We start from the raw sequence: 21,272 nt of genomic DNA on the forward strand, positions 1-21,272 counted from the left end.
CATGAAGAATTTCGTAGTCAAGACGATCGCCAACGCGGGCGCTCTGGCGGTCGCCGTGTGGCTGCTCGACAAGATCACCCTGACCGGCGACAGCACCGCCAAGAAGGTCTGGACGCTGATCCTGGTGGCCCTGGTCTTCGGCCTGGTGAACTTCCTGGTCAAGCCGATCGTGAAGGTCCTGACCTTCCCGCTGTTCATCCTCAGCCTCGGCCTGATCACCCTGGTGGTCAACGCGCTGATGCTGCTGCTGACGTCGTGGGTGTGCGACAAGCTCGACCTGAGCTTCCACGTGGACGGCTTCTGGACGGCCGTCCTGGGCGGTCTGATCATCTCGATCGTGTCCTGGGCGCTCAACATGGTCCTTCCCGACACGGACTGAGCACCCGATGACCTACCGCGTCTGCTTCGTCTGCACCGGCAACATCTGCCGTTCCCCGATGGCCGAATCCGTCTTCCGTGCCCGCGTGACCGAGGCCGGGCTCGACGACCGTGTCGAGGCCGAGAGCGCCGGCACCGGCGGCTGGCACGAGGGCGACGGCGCCGACCCGCGCACCGTCCGCGTCCTCGCGGAGCACGGCTACGACAGCGACCACACCGCCCGCCGGTTCCAGGCGTCCTGGTTCGCCCGGCTCGACCTCGTGATCGCCCTGGACTCCGGCCACCTCAAGACCCTACGGCGCCTGGCCCCCACCGAGCAGGACGCGCGCAAGGTGCGCCTGCTCCGCTCGTACGCCCGCCCGTCGCCCGACCACCACCCCTCAACGAGTGCTTCGCACACCCCTTCGGATTCGGCAGGCGACGACCTCGACGTACCGGATCCGTACTACGGCGGTCTGGACGGCTTCGAGGAGTGCCTTGAGATGGTGGAGGCGGCGAGCGAGAGGCTGCTCGCCGCGGTGCGGGACGAAGTGGAGGGAACGGCGGCATGACCGAGGCGGCCATGGGCGAGGGCACACGCGCGGTGCGCGCGGGACTGCCCGAGCCGGTCAAGAACGAGCCGACCCTGCCCGGGCCGGTCTTCGCCGCGCACTTCCATCTGCCGGGCGAGGTGAGCGGCCCGTACGCCTACGGGCGCGACGAGAACCCGACCTGGACCCATCTGGAGCGGGCCATCGGCGAGTTGGAGGCGCCCGGCGATGCGGACGTCGAGACGCTGGTGTTCGCGTCCGGTGTGGCAGCCGTCTCGGCGGTGCTCTTCTCCCAGCTGAGCGTCGGGGACGCGGTCGTTCTGCCCTCCGACGGCTACCAGGTGCTGCCTCTGGTCCGCACCCAGCTGGAGGCGTACGGCATCGAGGTGCGCACCGCACCGACCGCCGGCGACGCCCAGCTCGACGCCCTGGACGGGGCGAAGCTGCTGCTGATCGAGACGCCGTGCAACCCCGGGCTCGACGTCTGCGACATCCGGCGGCTCGCCGAGGCGGCACACGCGCGTGGCGCCCTCGTCGCCGTCGACAACACCCTCGCCACCCCCCTCGGCCAGCGGCCGCTGGCACTGGGCGCCGACTTCTCCATGGCCAGCGGCACCAAACAGCTCACCGGCCACGGGGACGTGCTGCTGGGGTACGTCGCCGGGCGCGACGGGGCGGCCATGGCCGCCGTACGCCGCTGGCGCAAGATCATCGGGGCGATCTCCGGGCCCATGGAGGCCTGGCTGGCCCATCGCTCCCTCGCCACCCTCCAGTTGCGGGTGGACCGGCAGAACGCGACCGCCCTCGTGCTCGCGGAGGCACTGCGCGAGCGGCCCGAGGTGACCGCCCTGCGCTATCCCGGGCTGTCCGACGACCCGGCGCACAAGATCGCCTCGCAGCAGATGCGCCGCTACGGCTCGGTGATCTCCTTCACGCTGCCCACGCGCGCGTGTGCCGAGCGTTTCCTCGAGGCCCTGCGGCTGGTCGACGATGCCACGAGCTTCGGCGGGGTGCGTTCCACGGCCGAGCGGCGGGGACGCTGGGGCGGGGACGACGTACCGGAGGGCTTCATCCGGCTGTCGGTCGGGGCGGAGGATCCCGAAGATCTCGTGGCCGATGTGCTGCGCGCGCTCGACGAGTCGGACCGGTGACCGGATTACGGACATCCCCACGGGTCCGGCTACGCATAACGGACGGTCCGAGCCTCCCCCCTCGTGGCTCGGACCGTCCCGGTTCTCGCGCGCCAAGAACCGCGCGACCAAGGCTAGTTGACTCTGCGTCAGTGTCCAATCACTGTAGCGACAGAGACCTATCGACTTATTTATAGTTGGGGACCTGCCCGGGGGCCGGAAAGGGGCAGGGCGAACGGGAGGGTGTGCGATGGATCTGGCCTTGCTGCGCACCTTCGTCACCGTGCACCGGGCCGGCTCCTTCACCCGCGCCGCCGCCCTGCTCGGACTCTCGCAGCCCGCCGTGACCTCCCAGATCCGGACCCTGGAACGACAGCTGGGCCGCCCGCTCTTCCTGCGCCAGGCCCGCGGAGTGACCCCCACGACCATCGGCGACGAACTCGCCCACAAGGCCGCCCCACATCTCGACGCCCTCGTGGAGATAGCGGAACGCGGCCTCGACGACGACTCCTCGGTGCGCACCCTGCACCTCGCCGGCCCGCCCGAGTTCACCGCCGAACGTGCCCTTCCGGCTCTCACGGAGCTCGCCGGCGACGACGGCCAGGGCTTCGCGCTGCGCGCTTCGTTCGGGAACGCCGAGGAGACCCTGGAGGGGCTGTCCGCCGGTCACCATGACCTGGCCATCAGTACGGTCCGGCCGCGCGGCACTCTGCTCGCTGCCACCGCGCTCTGCGACGAGGAGCATGTACTGGTCGCCGCTCCACGCTGGTCCGATGAGATCGATGTCGGCGCGGTTCGCGGCAAGGGCTCGGCCGCCCTGGAGAACCTGCCGGTCGTCGAGGTCCATGAGTCGCTGCCGTTCGTCTCGCGTTACTGGGGCTCCGTCTTCGACACCCGTCCAGCCGCCTCGGGCAAGGTCGTTGTGCCCGATCTGCGCGCGGTCCTCGCCTGTACGGTCGCGGGTGCCGGCCTCGCCGTGCTGCCCCGGTATCTGTGCGCGGCCGCCCTGGAGCGCGGCGAGGTCGTGGCACTGCACGATCCCGCGGTGCCGCCGTTGCGGACGTACTTCCTCGTGGTGCGCACCGGCACACTCGCCATGCCCCATGTGGCACGGGCACACGAGTGGCTCCAGCACGCGGCCTCGGACTGGGGCTGAGCGCGTTCTGCGGAGTTAACGCCATGCGTCCATACGGTGGCGCTTCGCGATGTTTCACGTGGAACCAGCTGGGCCACATTTCTCCCATGACCGTCCGACCCGTGGTCAAGCGCACCGCCCGTGCCGTCCTCCTGGACGGCGACTACCTGATTCTGATCAAGCGCACCAAGCCTGGTGTCGATCCCTACTGGGTCACCCCCGGTGGCGGGGTCGAGCCGGAGGACACCACCGTCGTCGACGCCCTGCACCGCGAGGTGGACGAGGAGCTCGGCGCCAAGATCACCGACGTGGTGCCCTGCTTCGTGGACACCGTGGAGCACATCGGCGACAACGGCAGCGCGACCGGCGTGAAGGTGCAGCACTTCTTCGTCTGCCGGCTGGAGTCGATGGACCCGGCCCTGCGGCACGGCCCCGAAGTCGAGGAGCCCGCCGGCGAGTACGAGATCGTGCGCGTCCCCTTCACCCGAGTGGGGATCGCCTCTGTGCACCTCGTACCGCTGTCGCTGCGGCACTACCTGGACGGCAACATCGAGGGTGTGCGGGCCATGCACGCCCCGGATCTCGGATGACGGATCAGTAGCCGACGACGACCAGTTCCTCTACCGAGTCATGCCGGATGCGGTGTGCGGGGATACCGACGTCCCGCAGCGCGGTGATCCCGTTGCGGATCATTCCGGGCGGGCCGGAGAGATAGGCGTCGTACTCGATCCACGGGCCGTACCCGCGGATGGCGTCGGGGAGCTGGAGGTGCGCCTGCTGGTCGACGAACGCCCGGACCGCGAGCCAGGGATGGATCTGCTGGAGCCGGAGCAGGTTGTCGATGTCGTACAGATCGTGGTCGGTGCGGGCGCCGTAGAACACCTCGACCGGGCGGCGCGTGCCGCGTTCGGCGATGTCCTCGACCATCGCCTTGATGGGTGCGATGCCGGTACCGCCGCCCAGGCAGAGCAGTCCGGTGTCCCTCGTGTGGTCGACGGTCATCGAACCGCCGGGCGGGCCGAGGCGGACGACGTCACCGGGGCGGGCTCGGTGCACCAGCGAGTTGGAGACCCAGCCTGCCGGGACGGCCTTCACATGGAACGTGAGCAGGCCGTCCGAGCGGGGCGCGGAGGCGAAGGAGTAATGCCGCCACACCCGCGGCCACCAGGCTGTCTCCAGGCTCGTGTACTGCCCGGCGAGGAAGGGGTACGGCTGGTCCGGCCGGACCGTGAGCACCGCGACGTCCGCGGTCCTGAGGTCGTGGGCGACGATCTCCGCATGCCACCAGGCCGGTGCGCGCAACTCGGCCGTGGCCGCCGCGTCGATCATCACCTGGGACATCGTCGTGTACGCCCGTACCCAGGCCGCCTCCGTCTCGGGGTCCCAGATGCCAGAGGCGTACCTGCTCAGCGCGCCGATGAGGCACTCGCCGACGGCCGGGTAGTGCTCGGCCCGGGTGCCGTACTTGCGATGGCCGCGGCCCAGGTTCTGGAGGTACTCGACCAGGACGGGTGTGTTGTCGATGTGCTCGGCCGCGGTGAGCAGCGCCTTCAGCAGCCGGTCCCGCTGGGTGTCCATGGCGGCCGGGAACAACGAACGCAGTTCGGGATGGCGGACGAAGAGCAATGCGTAGAAGTACGAAGTGACCTTGTCGGCGATCGGACCGACCTCGACCATGGTGCCGCGGATTCGGATCGCGTCCGGGGAGGCGCCCTGCGTCTGCTGTGCAGCGCGCTGTGGCGGGACACGCTGTTCGAAGGCGCCGGGTGCGGGGGGCCCGGTCGGGGGCACGAAGGGGCCGGGCGTCGCGTGCTGCCCGCCGAGCGGGGCCTGAGCGGCCCCCTGAAGGCGTGGCGGTTCCACCGTCGGCCGTATTCGCTCCCGAGGCTCTGCGGACGCAGGAGGGCGGCTCTCAGGCGATTCCTGTCCGCTCCCCGGACCCACGACCGGAGGCCCTGCAGCGGGGTCGAACGCGGGCCTGTCGTGGGGCGCGAACCAGTGGCCTCCGCCGGCCCCGTCGTTGCCCGCCGACGTGGTGGTCGGAGCGTCCATGGTGTGCCCTCGCCTCGAACATCTTGCGGTCGGTCTGCGCACTTCACTCGGAAGGTGCTTGCTTTCCCCCGTTGACGACTAGCTCTCCCTGGTCGGGCCCCGTGGCCGACACGACCACATTCAACCCGCGATTCCCCGCGTACGGACAAGTAAGGCGAGAGTGTGACATGGGCCGCAATCACTCCCGCGGGAGCGTCCCGCCCCGGACGTTGACCGGAGTCGACCCTACCGGCCGTCGCCCCGCGCACAAGTCCCCCCTGCCTCCCCCGTGAATCTGGCAACGGGCGAACCTCAGGTTCCCTCAATTACCGGGCGCCGCACGCCAATTCATAGGCATCCCATAGATCCCTGCCCGTGTAGGAGTACGTCGCCAGACCGGCGAGATGTCCGTCCGCATTGACCGCCACGGACACCGGAACCGCGGCGAACAAGTCCCTGTCCGACATCGAGTCGCCGTAGGCGACGCAGTCCGCCCGACCGACCCCGAACTGCTCACACAGGCGGTCCGCGATGGTCACCTTGGCGGCGGCGGTGAGCACTCCCGCCGGGTCCACCGGTTCGACGAACGGCACCGACGGGAAGCGCGATCCGAAGGCCGCATGGGCTCCCCAGTCCAGCAGACGCTCCACGAAGAACGAGGGCGACAGTGAGACCACCGCGCAGTAATCTCCCGATCCCCTGATCTCGGCCCAGACGTCCCGGATACGGACGAGCCACGGCGCGCCGTCGAATGCCGCCTTCACATGCGCGTCGGTCAGCTCGGCCCAAAGGGTGTACACCCGCGTCGCATACTCCGGCGGATCTATCCGTCCCGCCGAAATCGCCCGGTCGAGCTCCATGGTCTCTGCTTCCAGACCGAGTTGACGGGATATCTCGACGGGTGCGGAGGTTCCGTGCAGCAATGTGCCGTCGAGATCGAAGAGATGAAGTCTCGCCATGGTCCCGAGGCTAACGGGAAGCAGTCGCGGCCCTCGGCGCGGCCACCGACGGCTGCCAGACCCGCGATGTTTCACGTGAAACGTCGCGGGTCTGTCCAGGGGCTGAGCCGGGGGCTACGACATGGCCAAAAGCGCGTGCGTGTGCCCTGAAACAGGTGGACGCCAGGGGTCTCGGTCGGCAAGCCTGACCTGCGTGTCAACTCCTTCCGACGCCGCTCTGCCCATTCGGCGACTGACGCCACGCGATCTCAGCGCCTGCGCCGACCTGTCCGAGGATCGGGGGTGGCCCCGTGAGGAACACAAGTGGCGCTTGCTCCTCACGGCCGGGAAGGGATACGGCATCGACGACCCCGGCGGAGGCCTGGTCGCCGCCTGCGTCATCACGGAGTACGGCCCGAGGGAACGCCCGCATCTCGGCGCGATCGGCATGGTCCTGGTCGCCGAACGGCACGCCCGCCAGGGCATCGGCCGCCGGCTGATGCGGCACATCGTCTCGGCGATGGGGACGACTCCCCTGACCCTGTACGCGACGCCGTACGGCCGTCCGCTCTACGAGGAGCTGGGGTTCAAGGTCACGGGACGTTCGGAGATGCTGTCCGGGCCTTTCACTCCGGGCGGAGCCGAGCCCCGGGTGGCGACCCGGCCGGCCACCGCCGAGGACCTCGGTTCCATCCTCCGGCTGGACGAGGAGGCGTTCGGCGCCGACCGCACCCCTCTCATCACTCGGCTGCCCGCTTTCTCGGACCTGCTGCACGTAGCCGTGGACGACGGGCGAGTCGTCGGATACGCGGCCGCCTGGCCCAACATGGACACACATGTCGTCGGGCCGCTGATCGCCCGCGACACCGAGACGGCGAAGTCCCTGATCGCCTCGCTCGCCGCGCACACCGATCGCCCGCTCCGTACCGACGTCGACGTCCGGCACGAGGAACTGCTGGCCTGGGCGAAGGCGCGGGGGCTGGCCTCCGTCGCCATGAACTCCGTCATGACCTACGGCATCACGGAGTCACCGGGAGACTGGACACGACGGTTCGCGCCGCTGACGGTCGCGGCAGGCTGAGAGGCCTTCGACACGGCGAACGCCGGCTCCCTGAGGGAGCCGGCGTTCCACGTCGAGCGGGGTTGCTGTCAGACGAGTGCCTGTACAGCGGCGGAGGCGAACCCGTGGTCCTGGTCGGGCGCACCGCCGCCGACACCGATCGCCCCGATGAGCCGGCCGTCCCGCTGGACGGGGACACCCCCCGCGATGAACAGCAGCGGCCGGTCGAGCGCCGTGGGCAGGGTGTGGAAGAGGCCACCGGGCTGGACGGCGTCGACGAGGTCGGCAGTGGGGGTGTTCAGCTGAAGCGCCGTGTAGGCCTTGCGGGTGCTGGTCTCGCCGGAGATCAGCACGGCGCGGTCGTCCCGCCGGAAGGCCAGCAGATGGCCTCCGGCGTCCAGGACGGTGACGCTGACGGTGACCCCGGCGGCCTCGGCGGCTCGGCCGGTCTCGGTGATCAGGAACTCGGCGTCCTGGATGGTGAGCGGGGCGACGGTGGTGGTGCTCATGGTTCTCCTTGGATGCTGCTGACGTGCGGTGGGAAGTGCGTGCGGTCAGTGGTGGACCGACGCCCGCCGACCGGCGGGCGTGCCACCGGCGACCACTGCGCTCGGGGCGCTGTCGCGGCGCTCCAGCGCGGCCGACAGGAAGGCGAGGACGAGGGCGGCCGCGGCGAGGGCGGCGCCGACCCAGTTGGGGGAGGTGTAGCCGAAGCCGGCGGCGATCACGATGCCGCCGAGCCAGGCGGACAGGGCGTTGCCGAGGTTGAAGGCGCCGATGTTCACGGCGGAGGCCAGGGTGGGGGCGCCGTGCGCCTGGTCAAGGACGCGCTTCTGGAGCGGCGGGACGGTGGCGAAGCCCAGGGCGCCGATCAGGGCGACGGTCACGGCAGCCGCGATCTTGCTGTGCGCGGTGAGCGTGAAGAGGGCGAGGACGACGGCCAGGGCGCCCAGGGACACGTACAGCATGGGCATCAGGGCGCGGTCGGCGAACCGGCCGCCGACGAGGTTGCCGCCGACCATACCGAGGCCGAAGAGGACCAGCAGCCAGGTGACGGAGCCGTCGGCGAAGCCGGTGACATGGGTCATCATCGGTGCGATGTAGGTGATGGCCGCGAAGACCCCGCCGAAGCCGAGGACGGTCATCGCCATGGCGAGCAGGACCTGGGTGTTCTTGAACGCGGCCAGCTCGTGCCGCAGGTGCACGCCCTCCGGGCTGGGCAGTTCGGGAACCAGCTTGGCGATGCCGGCCAGGCCGACGACGCCGAGGGCGGCGACGATGCCGAAGGTGACGCGCCAGCCGGCGTGCTGCCCCACGAGGGTGCCGAGCGGGACGCCGATGACGTTGGCGACGGTGAGGCCGGTGAACATCATCGCGATGGCCCCTGCCTTCTTGCTCGGTGCGACCAGCTCGGCCGCCACGACCGAGCCGATGCCGAAGAAGGCGCCATGGGCGAGGGAGGCGACCACCCGGCCGATCAGCATGACGGCAAAGACGGGGGCCACGGCGGTCAGCAGGTTGCCGGCGATGAAGAAGCCCATCAGCAGCATCAGCATCCGCTTGCGAGGAACCCTCGTGCCCAGCACGGTCATCAGCGGTGCGCCGATCACCACACCAAGCGCGTAACCGGTGACGAGCAGGCCGGCGGTCGGGATGGAGACCCCGAAGTCACCCGCGACCTCGGGCAGCAAGCCCATGATCCCGAATTCGGTCGTTCCGATTCCGAAGGCCCCGATCGCGAGGGCCAGAAGCGCGAGAGGCATGGAGGTACGACCTTCCCAGACGATTACAGATGCGCTTTACGTGCGTTCACAATAATTGCAGACGCGGGCTATGTGCAAGCGATGGATATTGCACACCTGCTCTATCCTGGGTTCAGCCGCTCCGGGACGGAGGAGAACACCAATGACAGCGACGGACCCCGCACTCACCGCCCTCGCCCAGGGCTGGTGCGCCCTCTCCCTGCTCCACGGGAGGATCGAGGCACACATCGAGCGCGCCCTTCAGGCCAAGCACGACCTGAGCGTGCGCGAGTACTCCCTGCTCGACGTCCTCAGCCGACAGCACGACGGCGAAGGGGGCCATCTGCAGATGAAGCAGGTCGCCGACGCGGTCGTCCTCAGCCAGAGCGCCACCACCCGGCTGGTCACGCGCCTGGAGGACCGCGGTCTCCTGGAGCGCTATCTCTGCCCGACCGACCGCCGTGGCATCTACACGAACGTCACCGAGGCCGGCCTGCAACTGCTGGAGAAGGCTCGCCCCACCAACGACACGGCGCTGCGCGAAGCCCTCGACGAGGCGGCCAGGAACCCGGAACTGGCTCCCCTGGTCCGGGCCGTGGAGTCGCTGCACGTGCCCGCATAGGCTGCGGGCATGGGAGACCTTGACATACGCACCGCGGTCGCCGACGACATCCCGGCCATCGTCGGCATGCTCGCCGACGACCCGCTGGGCGCCAAGCGGGAATCACCGGACGACCTGACGCCCTATCTGAGCGCCCTGGAACGACTCAGCGCCGACCCCAACCAGCAGCTGGTCGTGGCCGTCCGCGAAGGCCGCATCGTCGGCACACTCCAGCTCACGGTCATCCCCGGACTGTCGAGGCGCGGTGCCACCCGGTCGATCATCGAAGGCGTGCGTATCCACGCCGACGAGCGCGGCAGCGGCCTGGGCACCCGGTTCATCGGGTGGGCGATCGACGAATCCCGCCGCCAGGGCTGCCAGTTGGTCCAGCTGACCTCGGACATGTCACGGATCGACGCCCATCGTTTCTACGAGCGGCTCGGCTTCTCCGCCTCGCACGTGGGCTTCAAGCTTGAACTCTGATCCTCAACGGCTCGTGGCCGAACGGAGTAATCGCACGGGGGCGGTGTTTCACGTGAAACATCGCCCCCGACTTCTCGTCCGCTAGCCGATCCCCCGCCATCCCTCGGGATCCACCCCACCGGGCACGGGAGCCGTCTCGTCGTACGGCTGACGCGTGAACACAAACGATCCGAGGTCCAGATGGCTCACGGTGCCGTCCGGACGCCGTACGGGCCGCAGCAGCTCTCCGGCGTAGTAGCCCTCCAGGCCGGTCCAGGTGCCATCGCCGTTGGATCGGAATCGGGCTCGGCGGCCGGCACCGGTCAGCGGTCCCAGCGAGACGAGCCCGTCGGCCGTCATCCGCAGTACAAAGGGATGTGTACCCCAGTACCACTGGCCCGCCAACTCGAGCACGGACGGGTCGACTTGGGCCAGAGGACGCCATGGCTCGGGGATGCGTGGCTCGGCCTCCGCGACAATGCGGACCAGGTCCGCACCAGTGGCGGACAGCAGCGGGCCGGAGGTGCAGTTCGCCAGCACCACGGCCGCCACATCGTCGTCCACACTGATGGTGAGGTTGGCCAGGAAGCCGGGCAGCGAGCCGGAGTGCCCGACGAGCAGTCTGCCGTCACGGCGCTGGATCTGCAGGCCGAGGCCGTAGGTGGCACCGTCCAGCACGTCGGCGGGCTCTGCGGGGGCTGCCGGGGTGCGCATCTCCCGCACCGACTCGGCACTCAGCACGCGGTCGTCCCCGGCCGCCAGGAACATGGCGAAGCGGGCCAGGTCGCCGGTGGTCGACCAGAGCTGCCCGGCCGGTGCCATCCGGCCGAGGTCCTCCAACGGCTCCGGCAGCATGGCGTCGGCCCAGGGATGTACCGCCCAGCCACCGGCGTGCGGCGCCTGCGGCTGGGCGCTCGTGCGGTCGAGGCCCAGAGGTTCGAGCACCTCCCGCCGCAGCACCTCCTCCCAGGGAGCACCGCGGAGTTCCTCGACCAGCGCGCCGAGCAGGGTGTAGCCGGGGTTGGAGTAGTGGTGGCGACGGCCGACCGGATGCAGCAGGGGCTGCTCACCGAGGACATCGCTCAGCTCCGGCCGCAGTGAGCCCGGGGTGCGCTCCCACCAGGGAGCAGGCGACTCGGCCGCCAGGCCGCCGGTGTGCGCGAGGAGTTCGGCGATGGTCGCCTCCCCCGCCCCGGTGCCCGGCAGGTGTTTCTCCAGTGGGTCACCGAGGTCGAGCAGCCCTTCGTCACGCAGCCTCATTACCAGAACGGCCGTGAACGTCTTGGTGATCGAACCGATCCGGTACTGCACGTTCTCGTCCGGTCCATGCCCGTCCACCGAGGTCCGCGCCCCATGCCAGACGGTCCGCCCGCCTCGCACGACCGCTGCCACCAGCGACGGCGCCCGGCCTTCGGACTGGGCCACGGCGATCCGATGCAACAGCGCCCGCCGGGTGGCGGGGAGCAGCTCTTCCTGGAATGTCGTCATGCGCCCAGTCCACCTGGTGAGCGGACCGGCGTCGAGTTCATTTCGGTGGCGCCGACCAGGTCAGCGCCGCTCCCCGGCAGGGATCAGGTCTGTGCCATGTCCACGAAGCGGGAGTAGTGCCCCTGGAAGGCCACGGTGATCGTCGCCGTCGGGCCGTTTCGGTGCTTGCCGACGATGATGTCCGCCTCGCCCGCGCGCGGCGACTCCTTCTCGTAAGCGTCCTCGCGGTGGAGCAGGATGACCATGTCGGCGTCCTGCTCGATAGAGCCGGACTCACGCAGGTCGGACACCATCGGCTTCTTGTCCGTGCGCTGCTCGGGACCACGGTTGAGCTGCGAGAGCGCGATCACCGGGACCTCCAGCTCCTTGGCCAGCAGCTTGAGGTTTCGCGACATGTCCGACACCTCCTGCTGACGGCTCTCGGAACGTTTGCCGCCGGACTGCATCAGCTGGAGATAGTCGATGATCACGAGCTTGATGTCATTGCGCTGCTTGAGCCGGCGGCACTTGGCACGGATCTCCATCATCGACAGGTTCGGGGAGTCGTCGATGTAGAGCGGCGCGGCCGAGACGTCCGGCATCCGGCGTGCCAGCCGGGTCCAGTCCTCGTCGGTCATCGTGCCGGACCGCATGTGGTGCAGGGCGACCCGGGCCTCGGCGGACAGCAGACGCATCGCGATCTCGTTGCGGCCCATTTCGAGGGAGAAGATGACGCTGGGCAGGTTGTTCTTGATGGACGCGGCACGGGCGAAGTCGAGGGCGAGGGTCGACTTGCCCATGGCGGGACGGGCGGCGATGACGATCATCTGCCCCGGGTGCAGGCCGTTGGTGAGCGAGTCGAGGTCGGTGAAGCCGGTGGGAACGCCGGTCATCTCGCCGGTACGGGATCCGATCGCCTCGATCTCGTCGAGAGCACCCTCCATGATGTCGCCGAGCGGCAGGTAGTCCTCGCTGGTCCGCTGCTCGGTGACGGCGTAGATCTCGGCCTGGGCGCTGTTGACGATCTCGTCGATGTCGCCGTCGGCCGCGTATCCCATCTGTGTGATCCGCGTGCCCGCCTCGACCAGCCGACGCAGCACCGCCCGCTCGTGGACGATCTCCGCGTAGTACTCGGCGTTCGCCGCCGTCGGCACCGTCTGGACGAGGGTGTGCAGATAGGAAGCGCCTCCCACCTTGTTGATCTCGCCGCGTTTGGTGAGCTCGGCGGCGATGGTGATGGGGTCGGCCGGCTCGCCCTTCGCGTAGACGTCGAGGATCGCCTGGTAGATCGTCTCGTGTGCCGGCTTGTAGAAGTCGTGGCCCTTGAGGATCTCGACGACGTCGGCGATGGCGTCCTTGGAGAGCAGCATGCCGCCGAGCACGGACTGCTCGGCGTCCAGGTCCTGTGGAGGAACCCGCTCGAAGGTGGCGCCCCCGCCCTCCCAGTCTCCGCTGTCCCGGCCCCGGTCGTGCCGATCGTCCCGACCGCGGCCGCCCTCGTTCCGTCGGCGGGAGGCGGGCAGACGATCACCGGGACCGGCGTCGGCCCACGGATCGTCCAAGGGCTCGGAAATGCTCACCGAGCCACCTCCTCCCGTCCGCACCGCGGACCTCGCCATGCCCTCTTTTGTACGGCACGGCACTGACAACTAGGACGCCCCATTCCGGTTCTGGACGCGTCGGTTTTGTGAGGTTTCCGAGGCCGTGACAAGGAGCGGGTGCCGGACCACGGTAGGCCCGCGGGCACCGTCAGCCAATCTGGTTATCCACAGGCCATGTGGACGACCGCCCGTATGCTGTGGAGAACCCGCCAAAACCTGTGCACGACGCGGTGGACAGCCCTGTGAACAAGCCCTCGATCTCTGTCCACAATGGGATCTGACCTGCACCTTTCCCATCCACCGGCTGTGCAGAAGAAAAACTTTCCCAGTCGGATCAAGATCGCTTCGAACAGTGCGCGACGGCACGGGCCGCGCAACCCCAAGTAAGGGTCACAAGACAATTGCATCTCTTACCTGTGGACGATTAGATTAGCGCTCATGTCACTGGCTCCCCCGATCCCCAAGGCCACCCGGCGGCGGCACGACCGAGAGATCGTCGCACTGGCCGTCCCGGCCTTCGGCGCACTCGTCGCAGAGCCGCTTTTCGTCATGGCCGACAGCGCGATCGTCGGCCATCTCGGCACCGCACAGCTCGCCGGTCTCGGGATCGCCTCGGCCCTCCTGACCACCGCCGTCAGCGTCTTCGTCTTCCTCGCCTACGCCACCACGGCCGCCGTCGCCCGCCGGGTCGGCGCCGGCGATCTCCAGGCGGCCGTCCGCCAGGGCATGGACGGCATCTGGCTGGCACTACTGCTGGGTGCCGCCGTCATCGCCGTCGCCCTGCCCCTCGCCCCCGGCATCGTGGACGTCTTCGGCGCCTCGGCCACCGCGGCCCCCTACGCGACCACCTACCTGAGGATCTCCTCCCTCGGCATCCCGGCCATGCTGATCGTGCTCGCCGCCACCGGCGTCCTGCGCGGCCTCCAGGACACCCGGACGCCGCTGTACGTCGCCGTAGCGGGGTTCATCACCAACGCCGGGCTCAATGCGGCGCTTGTCTACGGTGTCGGACTGGGCATCGCCGGCTCGGCCTGGGGCACGGTCATCGCCCAGTGCGGAATGGCAGCGGTCTATCTGACCATCGTTGTGCGCGGCGCACGCAGGCATGGTGCTTCGCTGCGCCCCGATGCCGCCGGGATACGGGCCTCGGCGCAGGCCGGCGTACCCCTGCTTGTCCGGACGCTCTCGCTGCGTGCCATCCTCATGATCGCCACCGCTGTGGCAGCCCGGCTTGGTGATGCAGACGTCGCCGCTCATCAGATCGTGCTGTCGCTGTGGAGTCTGCTCGCCTTCGCCCTGGACGCGATAGCGATAGCCGGGCAGGCCGTCATCGGCCGCTATCTCGGGGCGGACGACGGTGTCGGCGCCCGCGAAGCCTGCCGGCGGATGGTCCAGTGGGGCATCGCCACCGGAGTGGTCCTGGGCTTGCTGGTGATCGCCAGCCGACCGCTCTTCATCCCCTTGTTCACCGGCGACCCCACCGTGAAGAACACCGCGCTGCCAGCGCTGCTCATCGTGGCACTCTCCCAGCCGATCTCCGGCGTGGTCTTCGTGCTCGACGGCGTGCTGATGGGCGCCGGAGACGGGCCGTATCTAGCCGGGGCCATGGTCCTGACTCTTGCGGTCTTCACGCCGGTGGCACTGATCGTCCCCGCCCTCGGCGGCGGACTCACGGCGCTCTGGGGAGCCATGACGCTGATGATGGCCGTACGGATGCTCACCCTCTGGCTGCGTGCCCGCTCCGGCCGGTGGATCGTGACCGGTGCGACGCGCTGACCGATGCGCCCTGCCGACGGTTTCACGTGAAACAGCGCGGGCTGTCACGTTTCACGTGAAACACCCACCGCTCCACATCGTCGTCAGCACAGCGAAAGGGGCCGCACCCTCCACGGGTACGACCCCTTTCGGCTACTGCTCAAGCCGAGCGCAGCATCAGCCCGCGACGACCTCGATGTTGACCTTGGCGGCAACCTCGGGGTGCAGACGCACGGACGTCTCGTGGGCGCCCAGGGTCTTGATCGCCGAACCGACCTCGATGCGGCGCTTGTCGACCTCGGGGCCACCGGCGGCCTTGATCGCCGAAGCGATGTCGGCCTGGGTGACGGAACCGAAGAGGCGACCGGCGTCGCCGGCACGGACGGCCAGGCGAACCTTGACGCCCTCGAGCTGAGCCTTCACCTGGTTGGCCTGCTCGATGGTCTGGATCTCGTGGATCTTGCGAGCACGACGGATCTGCTCGACGTCCTTCTCGCCACCCTTGGTCCAGCGGATCGCGAACTTCCGCGGGATCAGGTAGTTGCGTGCGTAGCCGTCCTTGACGTCGACAACGTCGCCGGCGGCGCCGAGGCCAGAGACCTCGTGGGTGAGGATGATCTTCATTAGTCGGTCACCCTTCCCTTAGCGCGCAGTGGAGGTGTAGGGCAGCAGCGCCATCTCACGGCTGTTCTTGACGGCCGTGGCGACGTCACGCTGGTGCTGCGTGCAGTTGCCGGTCACGCGGCGGGCACGGATCTTGCCGCGGTCGGAAATGAACTTCCGCAGCATGTTCGTGTCCTTGTAGTCCACGTACGTGACCTTGTCCTTGCAGAAAGCGCAGACCTTCTTCTTAGGCTTGCGCACAGGCGGCTTCGCCATGGTGTTTCTCCTGTGTGATCAAGAAGTGGGGATACGAGCCCTTGGCCCCTAGAAGGGGGGCTCGTCCGAGTAGCCGCCGCCATTACCGCCGCCGCCGGAGCCACCGCCCCAACCGCCGCCGCCCTGGTTACCGCCACCGGCGGGAGCGCCGGAAGCCCAGGGGTCGTCGTTGGGAGCGCCGCCCTGGTTGCCGCCGCCGGAGCCACCGCCCCAGCTGCCGCCGCCCTGGCCGCCACCGCCGCCGTAACCGCCCTGGCCACCACGGCCGCCACCACCGGCGGTCTTGGTGACCTTGGCCGTGGCGCTCCGCAGGCTGGCGCCGACTTCCTCGACGTCCAACTCGTAGACCGTGCGCTTGACACCCTCACGGTCCTCGTAGGACCGCTGCTTCAGTCGGCCCTGCACGATGACGCGCATGCCTCGCTGGAGCGACTCCGCGACGTTCTCCGCCGCCTGACGCCAGACCGAGCAGGTCAGGAACAGGCTCTCGCCGTCCTTCCACTCGTTCGTCTGACGGTCGAAGGTGCGGGGGGTGGACGCGACACGGAACTTCGCGACCGCCGCACCGGAGGGGGTGAAGCGCAGCTCGGGGTCATCGACAAGATTGCCGACGACCGTGATGACGGTCTCGCCTGCCATGGGGGAACCTCTCGGCGGGTTTGCTGCTGGCTGCTTGTGCTGCTACTCGAAATCCCGAGATCGGCTGAGCGGAGAGCTCAGTGGGTCTCGGGGCGGAGGACCTTGGTCCGGAGGACCGACTCGTTCAGGTTCATCTGGCGGTCGAGCTCCTTGACGACCGCAGGCTCGGCCTGCAGGTCGATGACCGAGTAGATGCCCTCGGGCTTCTTCTTGATCTCGTACGAGAGACGACGACGGCCCCAGGTGTCGACCTTCTCGACCTTTCCGTTGCCCTCACGGACGACGGAGAGGAAGTTCTCGATCAGGGGGGAGACAGCGCGCTCCTCCAGATCGGGGTCGAGGATGACCATCACCTCGTAGTGACGCATGTGGAACCCACCTCCTTTGGACTCAGCGGCCACGGTCGTTCCGTGGCAGGAGGGTTGTGATGCGTACGCAACGGTATCGGCCGCCACTGACATTCGGGGTTCCCGTTGGGATCCCGGCCAGGGTCTGGGCAGACACCGCTGCAGACGGTACAGAGTACCCGCACACCCGCTTCCGGTTGAAATCCGGCCGCCGGGGCCCTCAATCTGTACACATCGGGTGTGTACGGCGCTACGATGCGCCGCCTTCCGCAGGAGGTGCCCTATGGCACAGGCATTGCGACCCAACACCGCCGGCTCCCTGTTCGCCACCGACGGCAAGACCCATCCGCTCCAGGACTCACTGATGGCAGTGACGCTGGCGCTCGGGCTGATCGCCTTCATCACGTCGTTCTTCCACAGCCTGCACCTGCTCAGCTCCTGGACCGGTCTGATCGGCCTCCTCGCCGGTCTCTACGGGCAGTGGATCTCGATCACCACGCGCGAGCGCTTCGGTCTGATCCTGGGTCTCGGTGCCTCGGGCGTCGGCTTCTTCATCGGCATGGCGAACGGCGGGCTGTTCGGCTGAGTCCGACCCCCCACACCACCGTGGAACGCCCCGGCCGCACAGGAGCCGGGGCGTAGGTGGCGTACGCCCAGTCAGGCCGTGGGCAAGGCGCAGTAGGCTTCGGCGCGAGAGCCGGAGCCCCTGTACCCATGGGGACACACCAGCCCGAGGAGCGCCCCGACATGAGCCTGACCCTGCGGACCATCAGCCGCGAACAGCATCTGGCGTACATCCAGAGCCTGCCGGCGGCCAGCCACATGCAGGTCCCGGCCTGGGCCGATGTCAAGGCGGAGTGGCGTTCGGAGAGCCTTGGCTGGTTCGACGACCGCACCGGTGAGATGGTCGGCGCGGGCCTGGTGCTGTACCGGCAGCTGCCCAAGATCAAGCGCTACCTGGCCTACCTGCCCGAGGGCCCGGTCATCAACTGGTTCGCGCCGAATCTCGACGAGTGGATCCAGCCGATGCTGGCGCATCTCAAGCAGCAGGGCGCGTTCTCGGTGAAGATGGGCCCGCCTGTGATCATCCGGCGCTGGGAGGCCAACTCCATCAAGCAGGGCATCCAGAACCCGGACGTGAAGCGGCTGCGCGACATCGAGCCCGACTTCATCGAGCCGCGTGCCTTCGAGGTGGCCGACAAGCTGCGCCGGATGGGCTGGCAGCAGGGCGAGGACGGTGGCGCCGGCTTCGGCGACGTGCAGCCCCGCTACGTCTTCCAGGTGCCGCTGGCGAACCGTTCCCTGGAAGAGGTCCACAAGAACTTCAACCAGCTGTGGCGGCGCAACATCAAGAAGGCCGAGAAGGCCGGCGTCGAGGTCGTCCAGGGCGGCTACCAGGACCTGGCGGAGTGGCAGCGGCTGTACGAGATCACGGCCGTGCGCGACCACTTCCGGCCGCGCCCGCTGTCGTACTTCCAGCGCATGTGGACGGCCCTCAACACCGAGGACCCCAACCGGATGCGGCTGTACTTCGCCCGCCACAACGGGGTCAACCTCTCCGCGGCGACCATGCTGATCGTCGGCGGCCACGTCTGGTACTCGTACGGCGCCTCCGACAACATCGGCCGTGAGGTGCGGCCCTCGAACGCCATGCAGTGGCGGATGCTGCGCGACGCCTACGCGCTCGGCGCCACCGCCTACGACCTGCGCGGCATCTCCGACTCGCTGGACGAGACGGATCACCTCTTCGGCCTGATCCAGTTCAAGGTGGGCACCGGCGGTGAGGCCGCCGAGTACCTCGGCGAGTGGGACTTCCCGCTGAACAAGCTGCTCCACAAGGCTCTCGACATCTACATGTCGCGCCGCTGACGTCACGCTCCGTGCTTCTATAGCCCTGACACACCGCACTCCTCTGGCATACCCCAGCCATCCAGAAAGGTCCCAGGTCCGGCCATGGCGCTCACGCTCTACGTCGACACCGCGCGCTGGCGTGCGCACCACAAGCGCGTGCAGGAGCAGTTCCCGGGCCTCGTCCCGGTCTGCAAAGGCAACGGCTACGGCTTCGGGCACGAACGGCTGGCGGAGGAGGCCACGCGACTCGGCTCGGACATCCTCGCCGTCGGCACGACGTACGAGGCCGCGCGCATCAAGGACTGGTTCGGCGGCGACCTGCTGGTGCTGACGCCGTACCGGCGCGGCGAGGAGCCGGTGCCGCTGCCCGACCGCGTCATCCGCTCGGTGTCGTCCATCGACGGCGTGTACGGCCTGGTGGGCGCCCGGGTGGTCATCGAGGTGATGTCCACGATGAAGCGGCACGGCATCAGCGAGCAGGACCTGCCTCAGCTGCACTCGGCCATAGAGAATGTCCGGCTGGAGGGCTTCGCCATCCATCTGCCGCTGGACCGCACCGACGGCTCGGACGCCGTCGAGGAGGTCATCGGCTGGATGGACCGGCTGCGCGCGGCGCGGCTGCCGCTGCACACGATGTTCGTCAGCCACCTCAAGGCCGACGAACTCGCACGGTTGCAGCAGCAGTTCCCGCAGACCCGGTTCCGGGCCCGGATCGGCACCCGGCTGTGGCTGGGGGATCATGACGCGACCGAGTACCGCGGGGCGGTCCTGGACGTCACCCGCGTCGCCAAGGGCGACCGGTTCGGCTACCGGCAGCAGAAGGCGGCCTCGGACGGCTTCCTGGTGGTCGTGGCGGGCGGTACGTCACACGGGGTGGGCCTGGAGGCCCCGAAGGCCCTGCACGGCGTCATGCCACGCGCCAAGGGCGTCGCACGGGCCGGCCTGGCCACGGTGAACCGGAACCTCGCTCCGTTCGTCTGGGGCGGCAAGCAGCGCTGGTTCGCGGAGCCGCCGCACATGCAGGTGTCGATCCTCTTCGTGCCCTCGGACGCCCCGGAGCCGAAGGTCGGTGAGGAACTGGTGGCCCATCTGCGGCACACCACCACCCAGTTCGACCGTCTCGTGGACCGCTGACCGGCCGCAGACGGAGAAAGAGCCGCACACGGAGTCCGTGTGCGGCCCCTTTCCGTCGAGGACCTGGGCTGTTCGCTCAGAGCGAACCATCCTCGGAGGATCGGCTTCCCCATTCCACCTGCGGCCCCTCGAAGTGGACGGCGTGGCGCGGGGGATGGGCTGCCGCGCCGAGTACGAAGACGTCCTCCGCACCGTCCAGCACCCCGCCCGAGGGATCGTCGTCACCGGCACGACGCACCACGTCCCGCTCCGGCATGAGGATGTCGCGTACGACCATGCCGCACAGGTAGAGCGTGCCCAGCAGGTGCACGGCGATGGCCCAGTGGTAGCCGTCGGTCGGCAGGCCCTTGTGGGCGTCTCCGCTGGTCGTGTACGCGAGGTACATCCAGATCCCCAGGAAGTACGCCACCTCGCACACCTGCCAGATCAGGAAGTCCCGCCACTTGGGCCGGGCGAGGACGGCCAGCGGAACCAGCCACAGCACGTACTGCGGGGAGTAGACCTTGTTGGTGAGGATGAAGGCCGCCACCACCAGGAAGGCCAGCTGGGCGAAGCGTGGCCGGCGCGGGGCGGTGAGGGTCAGGGCGGCGATCCCCAGGAAGCAGAGCAGCACCAGGACCGTCGCCGCGGTGTTCACGAAGTCGGTGCTGGGCGGGGTGGTCGTGTTCTGCGCCCAGATCAGCCAGAAGGAACCGAAATCGACACCCCGCTCCTGGCTGAACGTGTAGAACTTGGACCAGCCGTCGAAGGCGAAGATCATCACCGGCAGGTTCACGACGAGCCAGGCAGCCACTGCACCGCCCGTGGCGATGAAGAACTCCCGCCACTTGCCCGCGCGCCAGCACAGCAGGAACAGCGGCCCCAGCAGGAACACGGGATACAGCTTGGCGGCCGTGGCAAGCCCCAGGAGGACGCCGAACGCGAGGGGCCGGCTCCGGGACCACATCAGCATCGCCGCGGCCGTCAGAGCGACCGCCAGGAGGTCCCAGTTGATGGTGGCGGTCAGGGCGAAGGCGGGTGCCAGGGCCACCAGCAGGCCGTCCCAGGGGCGCCGGCGGTGCGTGCGGACCACGCACACCGCGATGACGGCGGCGCACAGCATCAGCATCCCGGCGTTGACGAACCAGTACACCTGCTCCTGGAGCATGATGCTGCCGCTGCCCGGTGTGAGCCATGCGGCCACCTCCATGAACACACCGGTCAGCACCGGGTATTCGAGGTAGTCCATGTCGCCCGGGAGCTTGTCGAAGTACGGCACCAGGCCGTCGGCGAAACCGCGACCCTGGTAGAGGTGCGGAATGTCCGAGTAGCAGGCGTGGGTGTACTGGGAGCTCGCGCCGAAGAACCAGCCACTGTCGTAGCAGGGCACCTTCTGGACCATGCCAAGGGCGAACATCCCGACCGCCACGATGACGACCACCCGTAGCGGTGTCCACCAGGACGTCCCGAGCAGGGCACGCCGCCCGATGGGGCCACCGATCAGCTCACTCCCGGCGGCGGCGACCTCGTCTTCCCTGGTCGGCCGCACCGGCTCCGGCTCGCGCACGCCCGCGGGCGTCGTCTCTGCACTGGGCATGGGGCACATCCTGCCG

23 protein-coding genes are annotated in these 21,272 nt (G+C 68.8%); 12 read left to right on the top strand and 11 right to left on the bottom strand.

Annotated features, from left to right (window positions below; all coding sequences use genetic code 11):
• The first annotated feature begins 1 nt into the window (after position 1).
• The 5 genes from ACFWPS_RS10990 to ACFWPS_RS11010 all read left to right on the top strand — a co-directional run bounded on the left by ACFWPS_RS10990 (position 2) and on the right by ACFWPS_RS11010 (position 3,763).
• The gene (locus ACFWPS_RS10990) at positions 2-379 is read left to right on the top strand and encodes a phage holin family protein (RefSeq protein WP_383703379.1); all 378 of its coding nucleotides are present in this window, start codon (positions 2-4) and stop codon (positions 377-379) included.
• A 7-nt stretch (positions 380-386) separates the two neighbouring features.
• A complete protein-coding gene (locus ACFWPS_RS10995; RefSeq protein ID WP_383703381.1) occupies positions 387-929 on the top strand; it encodes a low molecular weight protein-tyrosine-phosphatase in 543 nt (180 codons plus the stop codon).
• The gene (locus ACFWPS_RS11000; RefSeq protein WP_383703384.1) at positions 926-2,059 is read left to right on the top strand and encodes a cystathionine gamma-lyase; all 1,134 of its coding nucleotides are present in this window, start codon (positions 926-928) and stop codon (positions 2,057-2,059) included. The genes ACFWPS_RS10995 and ACFWPS_RS11000 overlap by 4 nt, the downstream gene beginning before the upstream one ends.
• A gap of 229 nt (positions 2,060-2,288) precedes the next feature.
• Complete coding sequence (locus tag ACFWPS_RS11005) at positions 2,289-3,194, top strand: LysR family transcriptional regulator (protein WP_383703386.1); 906 nt, start codon at positions 2,289-2,291, stop codon at positions 3,192-3,194.
• Positions 3,195-3,280: 86 nt separating this feature from the next.
• Positions 3,281-3,763, top strand: a complete 483-nt coding sequence (locus ACFWPS_RS11010) for an NUDIX domain-containing protein (protein WP_383703388.1) — start codon at positions 3,281-3,283, stop codon at positions 3,761-3,763.
• A gap of 4 nt (positions 3,764-3,767) precedes the next feature.
• Here ACFWPS_RS11010 and ACFWPS_RS11015 read toward each other — a convergent pair whose 3' ends face one another.
• Together ACFWPS_RS11015 and ACFWPS_RS11020 are read right to left on the bottom strand one after the other, a co-directional pair.
• Positions 3,768-4,850 (bottom strand): globin domain-containing protein, encoded by a 1,083-nt coding sequence (locus tag ACFWPS_RS11015; protein ID WP_383703390.1) that lies wholly within the window; start codon positions 4,848-4,850, stop codon positions 3,768-3,770.
• A 680-nt stretch (positions 4,851-5,530) separates the two neighbouring features.
• Positions 5,531-6,163 carry an HAD family hydrolase gene (locus tag ACFWPS_RS11020; RefSeq protein ID WP_383703392.1) on the bottom strand — a complete coding sequence of 211 codons (633 nt, stop codon included), beginning with the start codon at positions 6,161-6,163 and terminating at the stop codon, positions 5,531-5,533.
• Between the two features lie 193 nt (positions 6,164-6,356).
• On the opposite strand from ACFWPS_RS11020, the gene ACFWPS_RS11025 reads away from it, so the two are divergent.
• Positions 6,357-7,223 carry a GNAT family N-acetyltransferase gene (locus tag ACFWPS_RS11025; protein ID WP_383703394.1) on the top strand — a complete coding sequence of 289 codons (867 nt, stop codon included), beginning with the start codon at positions 6,357-6,359 and terminating at the stop codon, positions 7,221-7,223.
• Between the two features lie 68 nt (positions 7,224-7,291).
• Here the strand turns inward: ACFWPS_RS11025 and ACFWPS_RS11030 are convergent, their stop codons facing one another.
• Complete coding sequence (locus ACFWPS_RS11030; RefSeq protein ID WP_383703396.1) at positions 7,292-7,711, bottom strand: heme-binding protein; 420 nt, start codon at positions 7,709-7,711, stop codon at positions 7,292-7,294.
• Positions 7,712-7,756: 45 nt separating this feature from the next.
• Positions 7,757-8,965: an MFS transporter gene (locus ACFWPS_RS11035; RefSeq protein ID WP_383703397.1), complete on the bottom strand. Its 1,209-nt coding sequence runs from the start codon at positions 8,963-8,965 to the stop codon at positions 7,757-7,759.
• Between the two features lie 142 nt (positions 8,966-9,107).
• Here ACFWPS_RS11035 and ACFWPS_RS11040 point away from each other — a divergent pair, with 142 nt between their 5' ends.
• Positions 9,108-9,566 (top strand): MarR family winged helix-turn-helix transcriptional regulator, encoded by a 459-nt coding sequence (locus ACFWPS_RS11040; RefSeq protein ID WP_383703400.1) that lies wholly within the window; start codon positions 9,108-9,110, stop codon positions 9,564-9,566.
• A 9-nt stretch (positions 9,567-9,575) separates the two neighbouring features.
• Entirely contained in the window at positions 9,576-10,028 is a 453-nt protein-coding gene (locus tag ACFWPS_RS11045) for a GNAT family N-acetyltransferase (RefSeq protein WP_383703402.1), read from the top strand.
• 81 nt (positions 10,029-10,109) lie between these two features.
• On the opposite strand, the gene ACFWPS_RS11050 is transcribed toward ACFWPS_RS11045, so the two are convergent.
• A complete protein-coding gene (locus ACFWPS_RS11050) occupies positions 10,110-11,495 on the bottom strand; it encodes a serine hydrolase domain-containing protein (protein WP_383703404.1) in 1,386 nt (461 codons plus the stop codon).
• Positions 11,496-11,578: 83 nt separating this feature from the next.
• Positions 11,579-13,054, bottom strand: a complete 1,476-nt coding sequence (dnaB, locus tag ACFWPS_RS11055) for a replicative DNA helicase (protein ID WP_383703406.1) — start codon at positions 13,052-13,054, stop codon at positions 11,579-11,581.
• A gap of 459 nt (positions 13,055-13,513) precedes the next feature.
• Between dnaB and ACFWPS_RS11060 the strand changes: the two genes are divergently transcribed.
• A complete protein-coding gene (locus tag ACFWPS_RS11060) occupies positions 13,514-14,851 on the top strand; it encodes an MATE family efflux transporter (protein ID WP_383703408.1) in 1,338 nt (445 codons plus the stop codon).
• Positions 14,852-15,007: 156 nt separating this feature from the next.
• Here ACFWPS_RS11060 and rplI read toward each other — a convergent pair whose 3' ends face one another.
• The 4 genes from rplI to rpsF all read right to left on the bottom strand — a co-directional run bounded on the left by rplI (position 15,008) and on the right by rpsF (position 16,716).
• Positions 15,008-15,454 carry a 50S ribosomal protein L9 gene (gene rplI, locus ACFWPS_RS11065; protein ID WP_093500876.1) on the bottom strand — a complete coding sequence of 149 codons (447 nt, stop codon included), beginning with the start codon at positions 15,452-15,454 and terminating at the stop codon, positions 15,008-15,010.
• 18 nt (positions 15,455-15,472) lie between these two features.
• Entirely contained in the window at positions 15,473-15,709 is a 237-nt protein-coding gene (rpsR, locus tag ACFWPS_RS11070; protein ID WP_003949403.1) for a 30S ribosomal protein S18, read from the bottom strand.
• Between the two features lie 48 nt (positions 15,710-15,757).
• A complete protein-coding gene (locus tag ACFWPS_RS11075; RefSeq protein ID WP_383703411.1) occupies positions 15,758-16,348 on the bottom strand; it encodes a single-stranded DNA-binding protein in 591 nt (196 codons plus the stop codon).
• 77 nt (positions 16,349-16,425) lie between these two features.
• Positions 16,426-16,716, bottom strand: a complete 291-nt coding sequence (gene rpsF, locus ACFWPS_RS11080; RefSeq protein ID WP_006604399.1) for a 30S ribosomal protein S6 — start codon at positions 16,714-16,716, stop codon at positions 16,426-16,428.
• Between the two features lie 262 nt (positions 16,717-16,978).
• Between rpsF and ACFWPS_RS11085 the strand changes: the two genes are divergently transcribed.
• The 3 genes from ACFWPS_RS11085 to ACFWPS_RS11095 all read left to right on the top strand — a co-directional run bounded on the left by ACFWPS_RS11085 (position 16,979) and on the right by ACFWPS_RS11095 (position 19,680).
• Entirely contained in the window at positions 16,979-17,281 is a 303-nt protein-coding gene (locus tag ACFWPS_RS11085) for a hypothetical protein (RefSeq protein ID WP_089100477.1), read from the top strand.
• Between the two features lie 161 nt (positions 17,282-17,442).
• A complete protein-coding gene (gene femX / locus ACFWPS_RS11090) occupies positions 17,443-18,564 on the top strand; it encodes a peptidoglycan bridge formation glycyltransferase FemX (protein ID WP_383703414.1) in 1,122 nt (373 codons plus the stop codon).
• 84 nt (positions 18,565-18,648) lie between these two features.
• On the top strand, positions 18,649-19,680 hold the full coding sequence (locus tag ACFWPS_RS11095) for an alanine racemase (protein ID WP_089100475.1): 1,032 nt from the start codon (positions 18,649-18,651) through the stop codon (positions 19,678-19,680).
• A 76-nt stretch (positions 19,681-19,756) separates the two neighbouring features.
• On the opposite strand, the gene ACFWPS_RS11100 is transcribed toward ACFWPS_RS11095, so the two are convergent.
• A complete protein-coding gene (locus ACFWPS_RS11100) occupies positions 19,757-21,256 on the bottom strand; it encodes a glycosyltransferase family 87 protein (protein ID WP_383703416.1) in 1,500 nt (499 codons plus the stop codon).
• Positions 21,257-21,272 lie beyond the last annotated feature (16 nt).

Origin of the sequence: Streptomyces sp. NPDC058457 (genome assembly GCF_042720695.1) — a bacterium.
In the GTDB taxonomy this organism is placed as follows: Bacteria; Actinomycetota; Actinomycetes; order Streptomycetales; family Streptomycetaceae; genus Streptomyces.

What these genes read in the sequence shown, in the direction of transcription:
- ACFWPS_RS10990 (WP_383703379.1), top strand. Translation starts at nt 2, where the DNA reads ATGAAGAATTTCGTAGTCAAGACGATCGCCAACGCGGGCGCTCTGGCG.
- ACFWPS_RS10995 (WP_383703381.1), top strand. Translation starts at nt 387, where the DNA reads ATGACCTACCGCGTCTGCTTCGTCTGCACCGGCAACATCTGCCGTTCC.
- ACFWPS_RS11000 (WP_383703384.1), top strand. Translation starts at nt 926, where the DNA reads ATGACCGAGGCGGCCATGGGCGAGGGCACACGCGCGGTGCGCGCGGGA.
- ACFWPS_RS11005 (WP_383703386.1), top strand. Translation starts at nt 2,289, where the DNA reads ATGGATCTGGCCTTGCTGCGCACCTTCGTCACCGTGCACCGGGCCGGC.
- ACFWPS_RS11010 (WP_383703388.1), top strand. Translation starts at nt 3,281, where the DNA reads ATGACCGTCCGACCCGTGGTCAAGCGCACCGCCCGTGCCGTCCTCCTG.
- ACFWPS_RS11015 (WP_383703390.1), bottom strand. Translation starts at nt 4,850, where the DNA reads ATGGTCGAGGTCGGTCCGATCGCCGACAAGGTCACTTCGTACTTCTAC.
- ACFWPS_RS11020 (WP_383703392.1), bottom strand. Translation starts at nt 6,163, where the DNA reads ATGGCGAGACTTCATCTCTTCGATCTCGACGGCACATTGCTGCACGGA.
- ACFWPS_RS11030 (WP_383703396.1), bottom strand. Translation starts at nt 7,711, where the DNA reads ATGAGCACCACCACCGTCGCCCCGCTCACCATCCAGGACGCCGAGTTC.
- ACFWPS_RS11035 (WP_383703397.1), bottom strand. Translation starts at nt 8,965, where the DNA reads ATGCCTCTCGCGCTTCTGGCCCTCGCGATCGGGGCCTTCGGAATCGGA.
- ACFWPS_RS11040 (WP_383703400.1), top strand. Translation starts at nt 9,108, where the DNA reads ATGACAGCGACGGACCCCGCACTCACCGCCCTCGCCCAGGGCTGGTGC.
- ACFWPS_RS11045 (WP_383703402.1), top strand. Translation starts at nt 9,576, where the DNA reads ATGGGAGACCTTGACATACGCACCGCGGTCGCCGACGACATCCCGGCC.
- ACFWPS_RS11050 (WP_383703404.1), bottom strand. Translation starts at nt 11,495, where the DNA reads ATGACGACATTCCAGGAAGAGCTGCTCCCCGCCACCCGGCGGGCGCTG.
- ACFWPS_RS11060 (WP_383703408.1), top strand. Translation starts at nt 13,514, where the DNA reads ATGTCACTGGCTCCCCCGATCCCCAAGGCCACCCGGCGGCGGCACGAC.
- rplI (WP_093500876.1), bottom strand. Translation starts at nt 15,454, where the DNA reads ATGAAGATCATCCTCACCCACGAGGTCTCTGGCCTCGGCGCCGCCGGC.
- rpsR (WP_003949403.1), bottom strand. Translation starts at nt 15,709, where the DNA reads ATGGCGAAGCCGCCTGTGCGCAAGCCTAAGAAGAAGGTCTGCGCTTTC.
- ACFWPS_RS11075 (WP_383703411.1), bottom strand. Translation starts at nt 16,348, where the DNA reads ATGGCAGGCGAGACCGTCATCACGGTCGTCGGCAATCTTGTCGATGAC.
- rpsF (WP_006604399.1), bottom strand. Translation starts at nt 16,716, where the DNA reads ATGCGTCACTACGAGGTGATGGTCATCCTCGACCCCGATCTGGAGGAG.
- ACFWPS_RS11085 (WP_089100477.1), top strand. Translation starts at nt 16,979, where the DNA reads ATGGCACAGGCATTGCGACCCAACACCGCCGGCTCCCTGTTCGCCACC.
- femX (WP_383703414.1), top strand. Translation starts at nt 17,443, where the DNA reads ATGAGCCTGACCCTGCGGACCATCAGCCGCGAACAGCATCTGGCGTAC.
- ACFWPS_RS11095 (WP_089100475.1), top strand. Translation starts at nt 18,649, where the DNA reads ATGGCGCTCACGCTCTACGTCGACACCGCGCGCTGGCGTGCGCACCAC.
- ACFWPS_RS11100 (WP_383703416.1), bottom strand. Translation starts at nt 21,256, where the DNA reads ATGCCCAGTGCAGAGACGACGCCCGCGGGCGTGCGCGAGCCGGAGCCG.